10 protein-coding genes are annotated in these 17,296 nt (G+C 72.9%); 9 read left to right on the top strand and 1 reads right to left on the bottom strand.

Annotated features, from left to right (window positions below; genetic code table 11):
* Positions 1-2 precede the first annotated feature (2 nt).
* Complete coding sequence (locus ACZ7CD_RS32365) at positions 3-635, bottom strand: hypothetical protein (RefSeq protein WP_360388930.1); 633 nt, start codon at positions 633-635, stop codon at positions 3-5.
* A gap of 156 nt (positions 636-791) precedes the next feature.
* On the opposite strand from ACZ7CD_RS32365, the gene ACZ7CD_RS32360 reads away from it, so the two are divergent.
* The 9 genes from ACZ7CD_RS32360 (at position 792) to ACZ7CD_RS32320 (ending at position 17,208) form a co-directional block, all read left to right on the top strand.
* Complete coding sequence (locus ACZ7CD_RS32360) at positions 792-1,982, top strand: hypothetical protein (RefSeq protein ID WP_360388927.1); 1,191 nt, start codon at positions 792-794, stop codon at positions 1,980-1,982.
* The gene (locus ACZ7CD_RS32355) at positions 1,972-3,855 is read left to right on the top strand and encodes an AAA family ATPase (RefSeq protein ID WP_470373767.1); all 1,884 of its coding nucleotides are present in this window, start codon (positions 1,972-1,974) and stop codon (positions 3,853-3,855) included. The genes ACZ7CD_RS32360 and ACZ7CD_RS32355 overlap by 11 nt, the downstream gene beginning before the upstream one ends.
* Positions 3,849-4,511, top strand: coding sequence for a 4Fe-4S single cluster domain-containing protein (locus ACZ7CD_RS32350; protein ID WP_470380390.1), 663 nt, complete (start codon positions 3,849-3,851; stop codon positions 4,509-4,511). The genes ACZ7CD_RS32355 and ACZ7CD_RS32350 overlap by 7 nt, the downstream gene beginning before the upstream one ends.
* Positions 4,499-5,008, top strand: a complete 510-nt coding sequence (locus ACZ7CD_RS32345) for an FHA domain-containing protein (protein ID WP_458431949.1) — start codon at positions 4,499-4,501, stop codon at positions 5,006-5,008. Before ACZ7CD_RS32350 ends, ACZ7CD_RS32345 begins: the two co-directional genes overlap by 13 nt.
* Complete coding sequence (locus ACZ7CD_RS32340; RefSeq protein WP_470370547.1) at positions 5,005-5,742, top strand: PP2C family protein-serine/threonine phosphatase; 738 nt, start codon at positions 5,005-5,007, stop codon at positions 5,740-5,742. The genes ACZ7CD_RS32345 and ACZ7CD_RS32340 overlap by 4 nt, the downstream gene beginning before the upstream one ends.
* A complete protein-coding gene (locus ACZ7CD_RS32335; RefSeq protein ID WP_470380389.1) occupies positions 5,735-8,398 on the top strand; it encodes a protein kinase domain-containing protein in 2,664 nt (887 codons plus the stop codon). Before ACZ7CD_RS32340 ends, ACZ7CD_RS32335 begins: the two co-directional genes overlap by 8 nt.
* Positions 8,398-12,492: a CHAT domain-containing protein gene (locus tag ACZ7CD_RS32330; protein ID WP_470380388.1), complete on the top strand. Its 4,095-nt coding sequence runs from the start codon at positions 8,398-8,400 to the stop codon at positions 12,490-12,492. Before ACZ7CD_RS32335 ends, ACZ7CD_RS32330 begins: the two co-directional genes overlap by 1 nt.
* Before the next feature lie 108 nt (positions 12,493-12,600).
* A complete protein-coding gene (locus tag ACZ7CD_RS32325; protein WP_470380387.1) occupies positions 12,601-14,166 on the top strand; it encodes a sigma-70 family RNA polymerase sigma factor in 1,566 nt (521 codons plus the stop codon).
* A gap of 171 nt (positions 14,167-14,337) precedes the next feature.
* On the top strand, positions 14,338-17,208 hold the full coding sequence (locus ACZ7CD_RS32320; protein ID WP_470380386.1) for a P-loop NTPase fold protein: 2,871 nt from the start codon (positions 14,338-14,340) through the stop codon (positions 17,206-17,208).
* The last annotated feature ends 88 nt before the right edge of the window (positions 17,209-17,296 follow it).

The raw sequence follows: 17,296 nt of genomic DNA, 5'->3' as shown, positions 1-17,296 counted from the left end.
GTTCAGCCCTCCACCACGGCCGCGGCGGCGGCCACGAGCCGGTCGTCGGGGGTGCGGCCGAGCAACCGGACCGGCCGGTCGCGCAGCCAGGCGTTCGCGCTGAACCACCAGTCGGCGGCACCCCAGGGGTCCTGCTGGGCCTGCAGCAACAGGTTGATCCGCAGCACCACGTCGAGCGGTTCACCCGCGGCGTCGAACTGGAACGTCGGCACGGAGGCGCTGCCGTCGTCGCGGTGCAGCTTGATCACCCCCGCCACGTCCGGGTTGTGACCGCGTTCGCGCAGGTCGGCCGCCGACTCCCACTCGTTGGTCAGAATCCGCTCCCTGGCGCTGCGCGGCCGTCCGCCGAGCCTGACGTCGTCGGAGAGGTGGACCAGCGCGAGGTCGAGGTCGGCCAGCTCGGCGCTGCTCGCGTACCGGACGCCGGCGTCGGCGAAGATCCGGTCGTCGTGCGGCAGCAGGTCGCCGAGCAGCTTCGTCACCTCGTGCGCGGCCGCCGCCCGTTCCACCGGGGTGACCGCGCCGCGCATCTTGTCGACCAGTGAGCGCAACCGCGTGCGCCCGTCGTGCCCGAGCAGGTCGTTGACCCGAGCCCAGTCCTCGACGAGCGCGTAGATGAGGTGCTGCACCGCCACGCGACCACTCCGAATCCGTAGGCCGACAATTCTTGCCGTAAAAGTCGCTGCGGAAGTGGACAAAAAGAGGTCAATTCCTGTTCATCGCTCTGAATTGCCGGTCGCGCCCGTATTTTTCCTGCACGGTCCGATGACAGTAGACAGCCGTGAGGTCTGATGAGCTCCTCCGTCGGGTACTACCTCTCGCCCGCTGACTTGGAGGCCCAGCGCCGGCGCCAATTGCGCGCCGACATCGCGGGCACGCTGGCGCGGCTGGCGGAAATGCGCGCACACGCCCGTGCGGTCGGGGTGAAGGTCCCGGCCGTCGCCGGCGAGCACCGGGCGGACGGCGTCACCGACCTCACCGAGCTCGAAGAGCTGCGGGCGCGGGCCTCCGCCGCGGTGGCCGACGCGACCGAGGCGGTCGACGCGGGGTGGTCGCAGCGGTGGCGCGCGACCATCGGCAAGGCCACCGGCGGGACCGCCGCGACCACCGCGTCGGCCGCCCAGGAGCTGGCTGCCCGCCGGGTACCGGCCCAGCACACGCCGGCCCGGCGGGAGGGCGACGCGGTGGCCGCCGCGCTGGCCGACGCCGAGACGCTGCTGGCGGGCAACGGCCACCGCTGCGACGCGGACGGCCTCGCGGCGGCGCAGGCCGTGTACGAGGAGATGAAGGCGGTGACGTCGCTGCAGCGGGCCAGGACGTACTCGCTGGAGGTCGCCGTGCTCGTCCGCGAGTCGATCGAGCGCCGCAAGCGGCTGGTGGCGCAGGAGGAACAGCGCGCCAGGCTGCGCCAGCTGCTCGCCGACGTGCTGGAGGAGGAGCAGCCGGCGCTGCTGGCGCTCGTGGCCGGTGCGGCCGATCCGGACGAGGCCGAGGACGCCGTGCACCGCGCCGTCGAACGCGCCGACCTCGCCCGGCACCGCAGGCGGGTCGCCGCCGCGGCGGCGGAGGCGCTGAGCGAGCTCGACTGCGTCGTGGGGGAGGAGTTCGAGTCGCTGCTGGTCGAGGAGACGCAGGCCGTGGTCGCCTTCGACGGCGCACAGCGGGGGTACGGGCTGCTGGTGCGCCTGCCGGGCGACGGGACCGCCCTGCTCACCGCCGTGGTCCGCGCCGCAGACCAGGACGCGGAGGGCGAGCACGCGAAGGCCGTGCAGTCGCACTACTGCGACGAGACGCTGCCCCAGCTCGACTCCGCGCTGCGCGAGCGCGGCGTCGAGCTCGACCCGGCACCGTTCCTGCGGCTTGAGCCGGGCCGTCCGGTGCCGGCGGCACCGGCCCCGTTGCCGCCGTCGCGGCGCAAGACCAGACCCGCCGTCCGCCGCCGGGCGACCGAGGTGCCGGGGGTGAGGCAGCGTGAGCGCTGAGGAGCCTGCGTGGGTCCGCGAGCTCGACCTCTCCCTCGTCACCCACCCGCAGCTGCTGTTCGTGGGCAACGTCCGCGACCGCTACTTCCTGCCCGCGGGCGCGGGGAGCGACGTGCTGGTGCCGCTGGGACTGCCGCAGGTGGTCGAACGCGCGTGCCGGGCCCGCGGGTTCGGGGCGCTGGCGGTGCTCGACATCGCCCGCGACCGCCTCGAGGTGTGGCCGTTGAGCGAGGACGGCTCGGCGATACCGCAGGCGTTGCGGGAGTTCGTCGCCGACGACGCGTTGTCGAGGCCGGAGCGCGACGACGGCAGCGCGCCAGACGACCTGGTGCTGCGCAGGGCCCGCCGGGCGCTGCGGGAGATCGTGATGTCGCGCGGCGCCCCCATCGGCCTGCTGATCCCGTTCGCGGCACGGCTGGGCTCGCCGCGCTCGGAGCTCACCGGTGAGGGCAAGCTGCTGATGGCGACGGCGGAGGTGCTCGGCCACGAAGCCCGCCCGGTGCCCGGAACGGCGCCGGTGATGCCGTTCAACACGGTGTTCTGGGTGGTGGAGAAGCAGGAGCAGCTGCCGGTCGAGTTCGCGATGTCCCCGCGCACGGTCAAGGTGATCACCGTGCCGCCCGCGTCCGCCGACCAGCGGCTCGCCGCCGCCCGCCACGCCGTGCGGGTGGTCATCAGCAAACGCCCCGACGCCGCCATCGATGACAACGCCCGCGAGGCCGCGGCGCAGAACCTCGTCTCGGTCACGCACGGGATGAGCAACGGCGAGGTGCTCGCCGTCGGCAGCGTGGCGGTCGACCGGGCCATCCCGGTGAACCGCCTCGACGAGGCGGCCCGGCTGTACCGCGTCGGCGTGCGCGACAACCCGTGGGCGGTCGCGTCCCTGCGGGACACGATCGCGTCGGCGGGTCCGGCGTCGATCGGGGTGTTCGGGCAGGACCACGCCGTGCGCAAGGCGGTGGAGATCTTCATGCGGTCGGCCGCCGGGCTGACCGGCGCGCAGTCGTCGAGCTCCCCGAACCGCCCGCGGGGCGTGTTGTTCCTGGCAGGGCCGACGGGCGTGGGCAAGACCGAGCTGGCCAAGGGCATCGCCCGGATGATCTTCGGGCGGGACGCGGAGCCGATCCGGTTCGACATGAGCGAGTTCGCCCAGGAGCACGCGCGGGAACGGCTCATCGGCGCGCCACCGGGCTACGTCGGCTTCGACGCCGGCGGTGAGCTGACCAACGCGGTGCGGTCCAACCCGATGAGCGTGCTGCTGTTCGACGAGATCGACAAGGCACACCGGCTGGTGTTCGACTTCTTCCTGCAGGTGCTGGAGGACGGCCGGCTCACCGACGGCCGCGGCTCGACCGTCTACTTCACCGAGTGCGTGCTGATCTTCACCTCGAACCTCGGCGTCGTCGACCCGGACGCCCCCGCCGGCACCGCGCCGCGGCTCAGCTACCGCACCGACGTCGCCGAGGTGCGCAAGGTGCTGCAGCAGTCGTTCGAGCACTTCTTCGACCACCGGATCGGCCGGCCGGAGCTGCGCAACCGGCTCGGTGACGCGTTCATCGCCATGGACTTCATCCAGCCGGAGGTCGTGCCGGAGCTGCTGGACAAGGCGCTGCGGTCGGTGGCCCGCCGGATGGACGTGGTGCACCGGGTCCGGCTGGAGGTCGCGCAGGCGGCGCGCCGGACGTTGTACGACCGGGCCGTCGAGAACCTCGACCACGGCGGTCGCGGCGTGAACAACGCCGTGGAGTCGGCGCTGATCAACCCGTTGTCCGAGATGCTGCTGCGCGACCCGCCGCGCCAGGGCGAGACGTGGCGGGTCGACCAGGTCGTCGCCGAACCGGACGGCTGGCGGGCCGAGGTGACCCGGTGCTGAGCGACCGCGGGCCGAGGACGGACGGGGTGCTGAGGACCAGCAGGGTCCTCTACCCGATCACCGCGCTGGGACCGGGCCGGCGGCTCGGGATCTGGTTGCAGGGCTGCACGCTGGCCTGCCGGGGCTGCATGTCGCGGGACACCTGGGACGCCGCCGGCGGCACCGAGGTCACCGTCGACGACCTGCTGCGCACGTGGCACGGGGCGGTGCGCGCGGGTGCGGAAGGGCTGACGATCAGCGGCGGGGAGCCCCTGCAGCAGGCCGCGGCGCTGGCGGAGTTCCTCGCCGCCGCCTCCGTCGCGGACCGCGATGTCCTGCTCTACACCGGCTACGAGCTCGACGAGCTGAACGGGCAGCAGGCCGACGTCCTGCACCGGGTCGACGCGGTGGTCACCGGGCGGTACTCGGCGGGCGAGCCGACCAGGTTGATCTGGCGTGGCTCGGCCAACCAGCGGCTGGTCCCGCTCACCCCGCTCGGCGAGCAGCGCTACCGGCACTTCGTCGACCTCGCACCCGTGCGGGCACCGGTGCAGGTGCGGGTGGACGACGGGGTGCTGTGGGTCGTCGGGGTACCGCCGGCCGGCACGTTGCCCAAGGTCGAGCGGAACCTGCGCGACCAGGGGATCGTCTTCGAGGAGGCCGCATGGCGACCGTGACCTACCAGTGCCCCGACGACCCGGACGGCTGCCCGCGGACCACGTCGCCCGGTTTCTGCGCCGTCCACCCCGCGGCCGAGCTGGAAGCGGTGCGCGCCACGGCGTTCGCGGACGCGCCCGCCGACCGGCCGGAGGCGGGGCGCCCGCCGGTGACGGTGGAGACGCCCCTCCCGCAGGAACAGCTGCACCTGCGCTTCCTCGACCGGGTCGTGCCCATCCCCGCGCTGGGCATGCGGCTGGGCCGGGAGTGCGGCCCGCTGGCGGACCTGCCGGGCATGGCCGAGCTGACCCAGGTCTCGCGGCAGCACGCCACGCTGTACCCGCTGAACGGCCACCTGTACGTCCGGGACGACGACTCGACGAACCACACCTACGTGGACGGCCGGATGGTGGTGACGCCGCAACGCCTGCGGGCGGGCCAGGTGCTGCGGCTGGGCCAGGACGTCGAGCTGCGGGTGGAGGCGGCCGGGTTCGACGAGTTCGGGTTGCCGCTGTGACGCGGGTCCACGTCGCGGCGGTGACGTGCAGGGGGCTGGTCCGCGAGCACAACGAGGACAGGGTGGGCGTCCTCGGCTGGCTGGCGCCGGTGGAGATGCCCGCACCGGTCGTGCTGGCGTGCAAGGACCCCGCGGCCGCACTGGTCGTGGTGGCCGACGGGCTCGGCGGGCACCGGGCGGGTGAGGTCGCGAGCCGGCACGTCGTCACCCGGCTGACGACTGCGCTGCCCGAGCCGACGGACGGCGAGTCGCTCGCCCATGCGTTCGTGGACGCCCACGAGGAGCTGCTGGAGCTCGGACGGCGGAACCCGGAGCTGGAGGGGACCGCGACGACCGCGACCGCGCTGCTCGTGCGCCCCGACCGGAGCTACCTGTGCCACGTGGGCGACAGCCGCGCCTACTACGCCGAACCAGGGCTGGTCATGCCGCTGACCGTCGACGACGTCGACGAGGACGCCGCGGGCGCGCTGACCCAGGTGCTCGGCGGGGTGCAGGGCCGCCGTGTCGATCCGCACGTGCGGGTGGTCGAACCGGCTGCGCGGCAACGGTTCCTGCTGTGCACCGACGGCCTGCACTCCTATGTGGACGAGGACGTGCTGAAGGACGCCGTGGTGCTGGACTCGGCGCACGACGCCGCCGAGGCCCTGCTCGCCGCGGCGATAGCGGCCGGTGCGCCCGACAACGTGTCGTTGTGCGTCGTGGACGTGTGGCGCGAGGGAGAGAACGATGACTGAACCCGTGCGACGGCCGAACACCCCGACGGTGCAGCAGGGCGCCACGCGCAAGTCGGCGCCGACGGTGCAGCAGGGCGCCCGCCGCGAGTCCGTGCCGACCAGGCAGCAGGGGTCGAACCCCACCGTGCAGCAGGGCGAGGCGCCACCACCGGCGGCGGACGACGGCGGGCCGGTGTTCCCCGACCAGCTGCGGAACCGCTTCGAGCCGCTGCGGGTGCTGGGCACCGGCACCGAGGGCGTCGTGTGGTGCTGCCGCCGCACGGCCGAGGGCGACGAGGTCGCGGTCAAGGTGCACTGGGCGGGGCACCCGATCGACGTGGACCTGTTGCGGCACCTCGACGACGAGCGCTTCCACCGGCACGTGCCGCGGTTGTTCGGCTACGACTCGTTCATCGGCCCGCACGGCCGGGTCGGCTGGGTGGCGATGGAGCTGCTGGAGGCCACGCTCGACCAGGTCGTCGCCCGCAGGCCGGCCTCCGTGCGCAAGGCGGAGGAGGTGCTGCGGGAGCTGGCAGGCGGGTTGAACTTCTGGCAGCAGGTGGTCGGCCGCAACCCCATCGACTTCAAGCCGGACAACCTGATGTACCGGGCCAACGGCGAGTTCGTCATCGCGGACTTCGGCGGTGTCACCGGGCTCACCGCGAGCAAGCAGATCGGCGGCACGATCATGGCCGCCGTCGCCTACACCCCGCCGGAGCAGCACTGGGAGGAGAAGGGCTGGCCGTGGCCGTGGTGGAGCCTCGGTGAGATCGCCTACCTGCTCGTCACCGGCCACGGCCGGTTCCAGCGGCGCACCGGCGAGATGCTGTCCGACCAGGCGATCCGGCGGATGCGCACGCTCGACGAGCTGGACCTGACCGAGATCACCGACGAGCGCTGGCGGCTGCTGGTCAGCGGCCTGCTCACGAAGGACCCGCGCGACCGGTGGGGGTGGCCGCAGGTCGAGAGCTGGCTCGGCGGCGGCAGCCCGCCCGTGGCGGCGCACGCTCCCGCGCAGGCGGCACAGCCGGAGCACTCACCGATCACGTTCGTCAACGGCCGGTCGTTCACCGACCCCGCCGAGCTGGCCGTGGCGATGCTCGACGACCCGCACGCCGCCGAACGCTGGCTGACCGGCACCGGCGCGGACGCGCTGAGCACGTGGATCCGCAAGGAGAAGCTGCACAACCGGTTCGACACGATGCGGCTGACCGGCCTGCACGGCAGCTCGGCACGACTGCACAGCGCCGTCCTCGCGTTCGGCCAGGCCTTCGCGCCCGACGTGACACCCCGGTACCGCGGCCGCCCGGTCGACACCGACGGGCTCGTCGCCGCGCTCGCCCAGCCGGACGGCTTCGAGTTCGCGGGCGAGGTCGTGCAGGGCGACCTGCTCGGCACCGCCGCCGGCTACCGCTGCGGCCACGGCGGCTGCGGGCCGCGGTGCGGGGTGCTCGACCAAGCGGCGGCCGAGCTGCCGGTGCTGGTGCAGAACGCCGAACAGCTCGTGCACTCGACCGGCTCCGGCGGGTTGACCGCGGGCGAACGGCAACGGCTGCACGGCATGGCGTTGCTGCTGGTGCTCAACCGGCGGCAGGCGGCGCGCGCCCTGCAACCCCCGGTCCGGCTGCGGCTCGCCGACGTGCCGTGGTGGCGTCCGCTGGCCAAGCAGCTCGCGAACGCCGACACCCGCGAAGGCCGCGTTCTCCTGCTGGCACAGGGGGTGTTGCAGGAACGGGTGGTCCGCGAACGCCGGCCGAAGCGCGCGCCGGTGTCGTTGCGGGCCGCAGGTACGACCGTCGGTACGATCGTGCTGTTGACCCTCGCCATGACCGGAGTCGCGTGGGTCGTGGTGGTGCTGCAGAACGGTGCGGTGGCGTTCGAGGGCGGACCGGACGGCGCGCGTGCGGCGGTCACCCTGGCGGCCGCAGCGCAGCTGGGCCTGCTGCCCCCGTTCGCCCTGCTCGCGACCGAGCTGGTGCTCCTGGTGCGCACCAAGGGCGCCGTGGCCGGCGGCGTGCTGCTCGCCGTCGTGCTGGCGTTCTTCGCGTCCGACCTGCCGCTCTTCACCGCGGTGACGTCACCGGACCTCGTCGCCGACCTGGTGTTCTCGCTGGCGGGCAAGTGGGCCGACGGCCTGGTCGTCGGACTCGTCGTCACGGCACTGGCCAGCCTCGGCCTGTGCCTGTGGGCGCGGTCCTGGCTGCCGCAGACCGCGCAGAGGAGCACCCGGCGCGCACTGCCGCCCACCCCGCTGCGCCGCGTCGCCGTGTTCGGCCTGGCCTGGGCCGCGCTGGGACTCGTGTACTGGGCCGCGACGGTGCTGCGGCTGACGGTCCACTCCGAGGACCTGTTCGTCACGGCACCGGAGTTCGGTCTGCGGGCGGCCGCGCTGCTGAGCGGCTACCTCCTGCTCCTCGGCGTCGTCGCGGCCATCGCGGCGATGTGGCGGGCGAACACCTTCGGCGTCGTCACGATCGGGATGCTCGCGGTCCTCGTGGCGGGCGGCTTCGCCCAGGTCGTGCCGCAGACGAAGGCGCTGTGGCTGCCGTTCCTGCAGGACCCGCTGCTCTGGGCAGCCGGTCTCTGGGGCGCCGCCGCGTTCTGGGCCGCCCTGCTCGTGCACGTGCCGCTCGCCGTGGTGTGCCTGCGCACGATGCGCCGTCTCGTTGACGCCTGATGGAGGGTGAGTTCCGCGACCGCCTGGAGGCGGCCGAAGTCCTGCTGGCCCAGTTCGAGGCCGGCCTGGACGACGCGGCGCCGGTCGACGTGGCCGTGGTCGAGGACATCCGCTACTACCTCGACTGGGTGCTCGCGGTCGCGGACCGGTCGTCGTTCGACTGGGTGTGGGCGCAGTACCTGAGCGCGGCGTGGTTCCGCTGCCAGGGCAGGGCGCTCGCCGACCCGTCGCGGCTGGACGAGGCGATCGAGGCGATGCGGATCGTCGTCGATCGGCTCGACGCCACACCCGGCTTCCGCATCGAGCTGGTCGACCTCATCCAGCTGCGGTACGCCTCGACCGACGTCGGTGACCGGGAGCTGCTCGAAGCCTCCGTCCACGAGCTCCGCCTGCTGGTCGCCATGGAGCTCGACGAGGAGGACCGCGCCCTGGCCGAGGCGGTCATGGGGATGTCCCTGCGGGAGCAGTTCCGCCGGGCCCGCGCCGATGCCGAGGAACCGCCGCCGGAACTGCTCGACGAGGCCCAGCGCTACCTCGACAACAGCCTCGACCTGCCCGGCATGGACGACGGCCTGCGCGTCGAGACGATGCTGGAACTGGCCCGCCTGCGGTCGTTCCGGTCGGTCATGGGCGGCACGCCCTACGTGCTGGACGCCGCCGCCGAGGAGGAAGAGGCGATCCCGCTCTACGAGCAGGTGGCGCCCAACGACCCGAACGCGGCGTTCGAGCTCGCGGAGATGATGATCTCCCGGTTCGCTGCCTCCGGTGACCTGCGGGAACGCAACGGCGCCCTGCGCTGGCTGACCAGGATCGAAGGCGACCCGCGGCTGGAGCAGGACCCGGCGGAGGTCGCGGCGCTGCGCGGGGACCTCCTGCTCGACCGGGCCAGGAAGGCGCGCGACGAGCTGCCGGCGCTGATCGGCTACCTGACCGGGGCCGTCGCCGCCGCGCCGGGGAACGCACAGCTGGCCTCCGAGCTGCTGGAGGCCTACTACCTGCACGACGACGTCGACGGCATGCTCCGCGCCGTCGAGCAGCTGGCCGCCGCCGGCGAGGACGCGCCGGACCCCGTGCTGCTGCTGCCGTACCGGGCGCTCGCCCTCGCGACCAGGGCTCTGCGCGGGCGGGACGACCTGGTGGAGGCCGAGCGCGTGCTCAGGGCCGCTGCCGGCGAACCCACCGTCTCCGGCTGGACGAAGCACCTGGTCATCGGGCTCCTCGCGGTGGTCGAGGTGGTCCGTGCGAATCCCGGTGCGGTGCTGGGCGACATCGCCGACATCGGGATGTCCGACGGGTTCGGCCAGGACGCGGCGACGACGCTGCTGACGTGGCTCGTCGAGCACGGGACGGGCGGTGTGGACCAGCGGTGCGCGATCGCGTTGCTGCGGAGGCTGCTGGCACAGGGGTCGAGCGAGCAGTTGACGGCGTTGACCGCGCTGGACGCCGTGCGCCGGGAGCTGGACCGCACGGACGACGTGGCGGTGGTGCTGCTGTTCCAGCAGGCGGTGGCGGCGTGCAACCTGGCCCTGGACTCCAACGACCAGCGGCGGGTGGAGGCCGTGGTCGGGCTCCTGGACGAGTTCTTCGCGGTCGCGGGGGAGTCGCACCCGCTGCGGTCGACCGCGCTCGGGCTGTACGGCACGACGCTGTCGCACGCCCACCTGGTCGGCTGTGAGGCGACACCGAGCCGTCACGCCGTCGCCGCCCTGACCGCGGCCGTGGCGGACGAGGACCAGGACCCGGACATCAGGGCCAGGTTCCTGGTGATGCTGTCCCAGGCCGAGATCCTGCAGAGCACGCAGGAGCGGGTGGACCTGTACGAGTCCGCCGCCGGGCACTGCCGGCAGGCCATGAACCTGGTCGAACCGGGCACCGAGGAGCACGACCTGGCCTGGCAGGCGTTCGCCGCCGTGCTGCTGACCCGGTTCCAGCAGACCGGGGACCTGCGCGACCGGCAGGCCGGGCTGAGCCACCTGGAGGCGCTGCGTGCCGCACGCGTCGCGAGGGGCGCCGGCGTGTCCGAGATCGACGACATGCGAGACCGGATGAACGTCCTGACCGGCGGAACCGACGGGACCGACGACCTCGCCGCCATCCGGGCGCAGCTCGACCGGCTCGCCCGAGCTGACGAGCACGTGGACGCGGTGGCGCTGGCGGGGGAGAGAGCCGTGCTCGCCCAGCGGCTGCTCAACCTCGGCGCGGGGAAGATCGACCAGGCCGTGCTGGACGAGGCCCTGCAGTTGCTCGTCGACGCGGTGGAGGGGATCGACCGCAGCTCGGCCATGTTCGCCCCGCTCGCCCTGACCTCCGCGCACGGGCGCATGGGGGTGGCACTGCTGCGCCGCGACTGGGCCCTGTTCGACGCCGCCATCGCCGAGCTCGAGGCGCTCAGGGACGACGCGGACGTCCTCGACGTCCACCGCGCCGCCGCCGTGTTCGGCCTGGCGATGTTCTGGCACGGCCGCCACCTGACGACGAGGACCAGCGCGGACCTCGACGAGGCGCTGCGCCGTTACGCGCACGTGGAGCTCGCCCCGATCGGTGGCAGGGACGTCACCGGGGTGCTCGACGGTTTCGCGGACAGCTGCTGGAAGCTCGCCCTGCTGGGCTACGGGGACGACGCCATCGCGATCGGGTTCGACTCCCTGCGGCGGCGGGCGAGCGACGTCCTGCTGCAGAGCGACAGCGGGCACGCCGTGGAACGCGCAGCGGACGCCGCCGCCCGTGCCCGGCGGGTCGCGTTGCGCTGTGCGGACTCCGGCGACTGGGAGCGGGCCGTCGAAGCGGTCGAGTGGGGTCGCGGTCTGGTGCTGCACAGCACGACGGCGTTCTCCGGCATCGGCCCCCGGCTGCGCGCGCTCGGGCACGACGACCTCGCCGCGGACCTCGCCAAGCCGCAGCCGCCGGTGCCGATCGCGTCGATGGAGCTGCAGCCCAGCGACCTGCGCAGGCGTGCGGTGGCGGCGCTGGGCGGCGAGCTGGAGCTGCTCCGGCCGCCGCCGGTGGCCGACGTCGCGAAGGCGTTGCGGGCGCTGGAGGCCGACGTGCTCGTGCACCTCGTGCCGGGACTGGACAAGCACGACGGTCGTGCCCTGGTGACGACGTCGGAGGGCATCGTGCGGGAGGTGCTGCTGCCGCTGCTGCGCGCCGAGGAGGACGGCGAGGTGGGGCGCTATCTCGCGATGGACGACCAGGCGCGGCGGGCGGCACTGCCGTCGTTGTGCGCGTGGGCCTGGCGTGCGGTCGTGGAGCCGCTGCTGCGGGAGATCGGCCGGCACCAGCCCTGGATCGTGCTCGTGCCGACGGGCGTGCTCGGCGTCGTCCCGTGGCACGCGGCAGCGGGATCAGGCCGGACCGCGGTCCGGGAGGCCGGCTTCACCTACGCCACCTCGGCGCGGCAGCTGTGCGACCTGGCGGCACGGCGGCGCCTGCCGTTCGACGCGGACCCGGTGGTCGTGAGCAACCCGGACGGCACGCTGGTCGCGGGCCAGTACGAGGCCCAGTTCCTGCACCGGCTGCACCCCGGAGGCCGGTTCTACGGCCAGCCGGGACCGGGCGTGCCGGTGAGCGGTCCGGGAACGCCCGACGAGGTGCTCGCGGCCTGGGACGGCGGCGTGTCGTTGCTGCACCTGGGCTGCCACGCCCGCGCAGGGACGACTCCCGCCCGGTCCGCGCTCGTGCTCGCCCGCGCCGAGCTGTCGGTCGAACGCGTGCTGCGGCACGCGGTCGGCCGTGACGACGACCGCGCGGGCGGACTGGTGGTGCTGGCGGCGTGCGAGAGCGACCTGACCGCGGGCCTGCACGACGAGGCGCTGACCCTGGCAGCCGCGTACGTGGCGATCGGCGCGGCCGGCGTGGTCGGTACGAGGTGGAAGGTCGACGACATCGAGTCCGCGCTGCTCATGTGCGTGTTTTACGACTTCCTCCGATCGGGCGCCCGCCCGCGGGACGCGCTCAGGTCGGCCCAGCTCTGGGCGTTGGACGAGGACCGGGAGGCGCCGGAGGGGGTCGACACCCTGCTGCGCGGGCGGGCCCGTGACCGCGCGCTCGCCGACCCGGTCAAGTGGGCCGCGTTCGCTCACCACGGCTGGTGAACCAGCTGTGACATGGATCACTTTGTTTCGTGCTTTGTGTGACTTGGGGTGAGATGCGCCGGTCTCCGTTTCCGAACGGGTGGCGTCGGCGAAGTGAGGGTGTTGGTCGTGACGGTGCGGGAGTGGCTGGGGCAGGTGTCCCCGGAACTGGTGGTGGCTGCGCGGGAGGGGGACCGCGCGGCGCTGGACGCGGTGGTCGAGGCCTACCTGCCGCTGGTCTACAACATCGCTGGTCGCGCGCTGTCCTCGGACGCCGACGTCGACGACGTGGTGCAGGAGACGATGGTGCGGGTCATCCGCGGCATCGGCGGCCTGCGTGAGCCGGAGCGGCTGCGGTCGTGGCTGGTGGCGGTGACGGTCAACCAGCTCCGCGAGCACTACCGGCGCCGGGAGACGGCACCCGCGCCGCTGGAGGAGTACGACCGGGCGGACCCGGAGGCGGAGTTCGTCGAGGTGGCGTTGTCCCGGCTGCACCTGCTGGAGCAGCGGCGGGAGGTCGACGAGGCGGCGCGGTGGCTGGACCCGGCCGACCGCGAGCTGCTGGCGGTGTGGGCGCTGGAGCGGTCGGGGCAGCTCAGCCGCGCCGAGGTCGCCGACGCGCTGGACCTCAACGCGCACGCCGTGACGGTGCGGGTGAGCCGGTTGAAGGGCCGGCTGGAGACGATCCGGCTGCTGGTGCGGGCGGTGCAGCACGACCCGCGCTGCGCGGGCCTCGCGCGGGCGGCCGAGGAGTGGAACGGGCAGCCGAACCCGTTGTGGCGCAAGAGGTTGCTGCGGCACGTCGACGAGTGCGGCCGGTGCCGGCGCGGAGTCGCAGACGCCATGCCGGTCGAGCGGATCCTGACGGGCGCGGCCCTGCTGGTGGTTCCGGCGGGCTATCTGCCGCTGCTGCTGGACAACCTCAGCCGACCGGCCGTCGAGCCCGCGGCGCACCTGCTGGAGATGACCGTGCTGCAACGGATCGGTGGTTTCCTCTCGGCCAAACCCGCCCTCACCGTCGCGGCCGCCGTGGTGGTCTGCGCCGCGGCCGGCGTCACGGGCGCCTGGGTCTTCACACCCGGCAACCCACCCGCGCCACCGGCGGCACAGGCCCCGGCCGCGCTGACGCCTGCGGTGACGACGTCCGAGGTCCCTCTCGGCACTTCAGCGGCTCCCAGCACCTCTGCGGCTCCCAGCGGCTCCGCCACGCCGACCAGCTCCGCCGCCCCGACCACGACGTCCGCCGCCCCACCTCCGCCACCCCCGCCTCCCGCAACCCCGGCCGAACGCGTGCTCGCCCACCTCAACGCCGCACGGGCGGAGGAGGGCCTGCCGCCGTTGACGATGGACCCCGCGCTGGTCACGGCAGGCGAACGGCACAACCAGGCGATGATCGCGGGCTGCGGGCTCTCACACCGCTGCTCCGGCGAGGCCGACCTGGGCGACCGCATCACCGCGGCGGGCGCGCGGTGGAGCTCGGTCGGCGAGAACGTCGGCATGGGCGGCCCGGTCGCGAACGCCGCCGACCCGATCGCGGCCATGGCCATCAAGCTCAACCAGGGCATGATCGACGAGAAGCCGCCGAACGACGGCCACCGCAAGAACATCCTGAGCCGCTCGTTCACCCGCGTCGGCATCGTGGTCACCCGCGACGCCAAGGGGACGGTGTGGATGACCCAGGACTTCGCCGGCTGAGGTCCTGGGCCAGGCATCTCGTCGACTACGGCGATCGCGGTCTGCACCTGCACAGCGGAGCGGATGCCCTGCGGCGCCGCGGTTCCCGACTTGACCGGCGCGCCAGTCGGGGACTGGACCGGGGCTGGTTCTTCCAGTAACAGATGTGCGCTCAAGGGCGAACTAGACCAGGTGGCCGCCCGGAAGAGGATCTACCTGAGCTACACCAAGGCCGACGGTGAGGAAACGGTCGAGCTGGTGCGCCGAGAGCTGGCCGCGGCGGGACACACCGCGGTCGGCGACTGGGAGCTGAAGCCGGGTGACCAGTGGGCACACGAGCTGGACATCAAGCTGCAAGAGGCCGACGGCGCGATCATCATCGTCGGCTCTGTCTCGCTCATGTCCAATTCCTACGTAGCCAGGGTGGAAGCGCCTTCACTGATTGCGCGCAAGCGGCGCCAGGCAGACTTCCGTCTGGTCGTGCTGCTGCTGCCAGGTCTCACCACAGGAGAGCTTGACGGCGGTCCGCTCGGGGAACTGCTTGACACGTACATCTCCCAAGCCCCCACGATCGAGGCGCGGGTCGCGGAGGTCGTGGCGGCCTTCGGTTCCGAGCCCTCGGAGGTGGCGGCGACTGCTCCGGCGGACCGCGTCGTGTTCACGACCGTCCGCCGTTTCGACCTCGGTGCCGAGGTGTCCGCCGTCGCCACCGGCTCGCAACGCGGGTTCGAGGCGCTCGTGGTGGGCACCGAGTCCTCGCGGGTGCGCATCGGCCGTCTGGGCGTTGAGCTGGAAGTGCCCTTCTCCACGACCGAGTGGGACGAGGGGCCGATCTGGGGTCTGGCAGTCGGCGACTCCTACGTGGTGCGGGTGGGAGAAGACCCGGCGGTCCGGGTCGAGAACGGCAGCGAGCACTTCCGGTTGACCGGTCACACCAAACCGGTGAACTCGGTTGCGATCGGGATTGTCGGCGGGCGCACCATCGCCGTCAGCGCTGGGGACGACAAGCTGCTCCGCGTCTGGGACCTCGTCGACGCCGTTGAGCTGGCCGAGTTGGCGGGGCACGAGCACTGGGTCAACGGAGTCGCCCTCGGCACCGTGGACGGGGTGCCCGTGGCGGTCAGCGGGAGCACGGACTGCACGGTCCGGGTGTGGAGCCTGGAGACCCTTGAGCAGTCGATGGTGCTGGAGGGACACGAGCAGCCTGTCAGCTCGGTCGCCTTCGGTCAGGCGGCCGGTCGCGCGATCGCGGTCAGCGGCTGCCTGGACGGCTCGGTACGGGTCTGGGATCTCGCCACCGGCGAGCAGCTCGCCGTGTTCACCGGGCACACAGGCGGAGTCTGGTGCGTGGCGGTGCTGGCCGTGGACGACCGTGCCGTGGTTGTGAGCGGCGGGAACGACCACACGCTCCGCGCATGGGACCTGGCTGCCGGAGCGATCGGCGAGCCGCTGAAGGGACACACCGGTCCGGTGCGGGCACTCGCCGTCGCCGATCTCGACGGCATGCCCGCCGTCGTCAGCGGTAGCGACGACGGCACGGTCCGGGTGTGGGCGGCGGTGCGCGGCGACCAGGTCGAGTGGCAGTCGGACTCCACCTCCAGCGCCGACTTCCTGAAGCGCAGGCCGCTGGCGATCGTGCTGGCGCAGCGGTTGGAGCGGCACCACCAGAAGGAGCCGGGGTCGTCGTTCCTCGTCCACGTCGACGGCCCGTGGGGTGTCGGCAAGAGCACGCTGATCGACTACGTGAAGGCCGAGCTGGAACAGCGGAGCTGGGTCACCGTCGAGTTCGACGCGTGGCGGGAGGCCGGTGTCGGACCGCCGTGGTGGGCGTTGCTGGTGGCCCTGCGGTCCGGGATCTGCCGCAGCAAGGGCTTCTTCGGCCGGAGCTGGCTGCGGATCACCGAGACAGGAACGCGGTTGCGCAGGTCCGGCGCGTCCTTCGTCCTGGCGGCAGGCCTGCTCATCGCGGTGTCGGTGGCCTTGTTCCTGCTGCTGAAGCCCACGCAGCTGGACGCCAAGTCGTTCGGCGAGCTCGCCAAGATGGTCACCGCCGTGCTGGCCGCGCTCAGCACGCTCGGCGGCGGTGCGTTCGTGGCGGCGCGGTTGCTGCTGTGGGACTCGGCCTCAGGGGCGCGGCTGTTCGAGCAGTCGAACGCGAACCCGATGCAGGACGTCGCCCGGCACTTCCACTGGTTGATGAAGAAGGCGAAGGCGCCGGTGGTGTTCTTCATCGACGACCTCGACCGGTGCCCGCAGGAGTACGTCGTCGCGTTGCTGGACGCAGTGCAGACGATCGTGCGCAGCAAGAAGGGTGTGACGACAGACGCGGCAGCATCGTTCGTGGTCGCGGCGGACGGGGCGTGGCTGCGGGCGAGCTACGAGATCGAGTACGAGAAGTTCGTGCCGACGATCGCCGAACCCGGCCGGCCGCTGGGGTACCTGTTCCTGGACAAGCTGTTCCAGATGCACGTGCCGGTGCCCACGATCGACCCGCCGAAGCAGCGCACGTTCCTCGGACACCTGCTGGGATTGCGCTCGGCCGAGCACACGGCGGCCGAGGAAAGGGCGGTGCGGGAGCGGCTGCGCAGCAGCACGTCCGAGGCGCACGTCCTGCGGACGTTGCAGCAAGCGAGTACGGAGGTGCGTGACCGGGTCGCCTCGGAGGCGGTGGCGAAGCTGTCGGCGCCCGAGGTGGTCGCGGCCACGGAGCACCAGCTCCAGAGGTTCGGGCCGTTGCTGAGCCCCAACCCGCGCAGCATGAAGCTGTTCCTGAACGCCTACTCGGTGCTGCGGACGGTCCGCACCCTCGAAGGCAACCCGGTGCCGGTCGAGACGCTCGCGCTCTGGACCGTGGTCGACACCCGGTGGCCTCGGCTCGCCGACCACCTCCGCGTGCGACCGGAGCACGTGCGGCTCGTCGGCGGGGCGGTGGACGACCTCGATGACGTGCCCGAGGACCTCCGGTCGCTGTTCGGGGACCCGGCGGTGCTCGCGCTGACCACGTTCCAGTCCGGGCTGACCGCGGCCGCGATCCGCAGTTGCTGCGGCGGTGCCACCACGTAGGCGCGTTGCCGGGAGCGAAACCGGTCGTGGTCTGAGCCGGTGGGCCGAGTTCCGGCAACCGTCAAGATCCTTCGACGGTACCGCCGCC

The sequence above is a fragment of the Lentzea sp. NPDC036949 genome (assembly GCF_055608075.1).
The sequence above is the reverse complement of the archived record's forward strand: the minus strand, read 5'-3'. Positions and strand labels throughout refer to the sequence as shown.

What these genes read in the sequence shown, in the direction of transcription:
- ACZ7CD_RS32360 (WP_360388927.1), top strand. Translation starts at nt 792, where the DNA reads ATGAGCTCCTCCGTCGGGTACTACCTCTCGCCCGCTGACTTGGAGGCC.
- ACZ7CD_RS32345 (WP_458431949.1), top strand. Translation starts at nt 4,499, where the DNA reads ATGGCGACCGTGACCTACCAGTGCCCCGACGACCCGGACGGCTGCCCG.
- ACZ7CD_RS32335 (WP_470380389.1), top strand. Translation starts at nt 5,735, where the DNA reads ATGACTGAACCCGTGCGACGGCCGAACACCCCGACGGTGCAGCAGGGC.
- ACZ7CD_RS32330 (WP_470380388.1), top strand. Translation starts at nt 8,398, where the DNA reads ATGGAGGGTGAGTTCCGCGACCGCCTGGAGGCGGCCGAAGTCCTGCTG.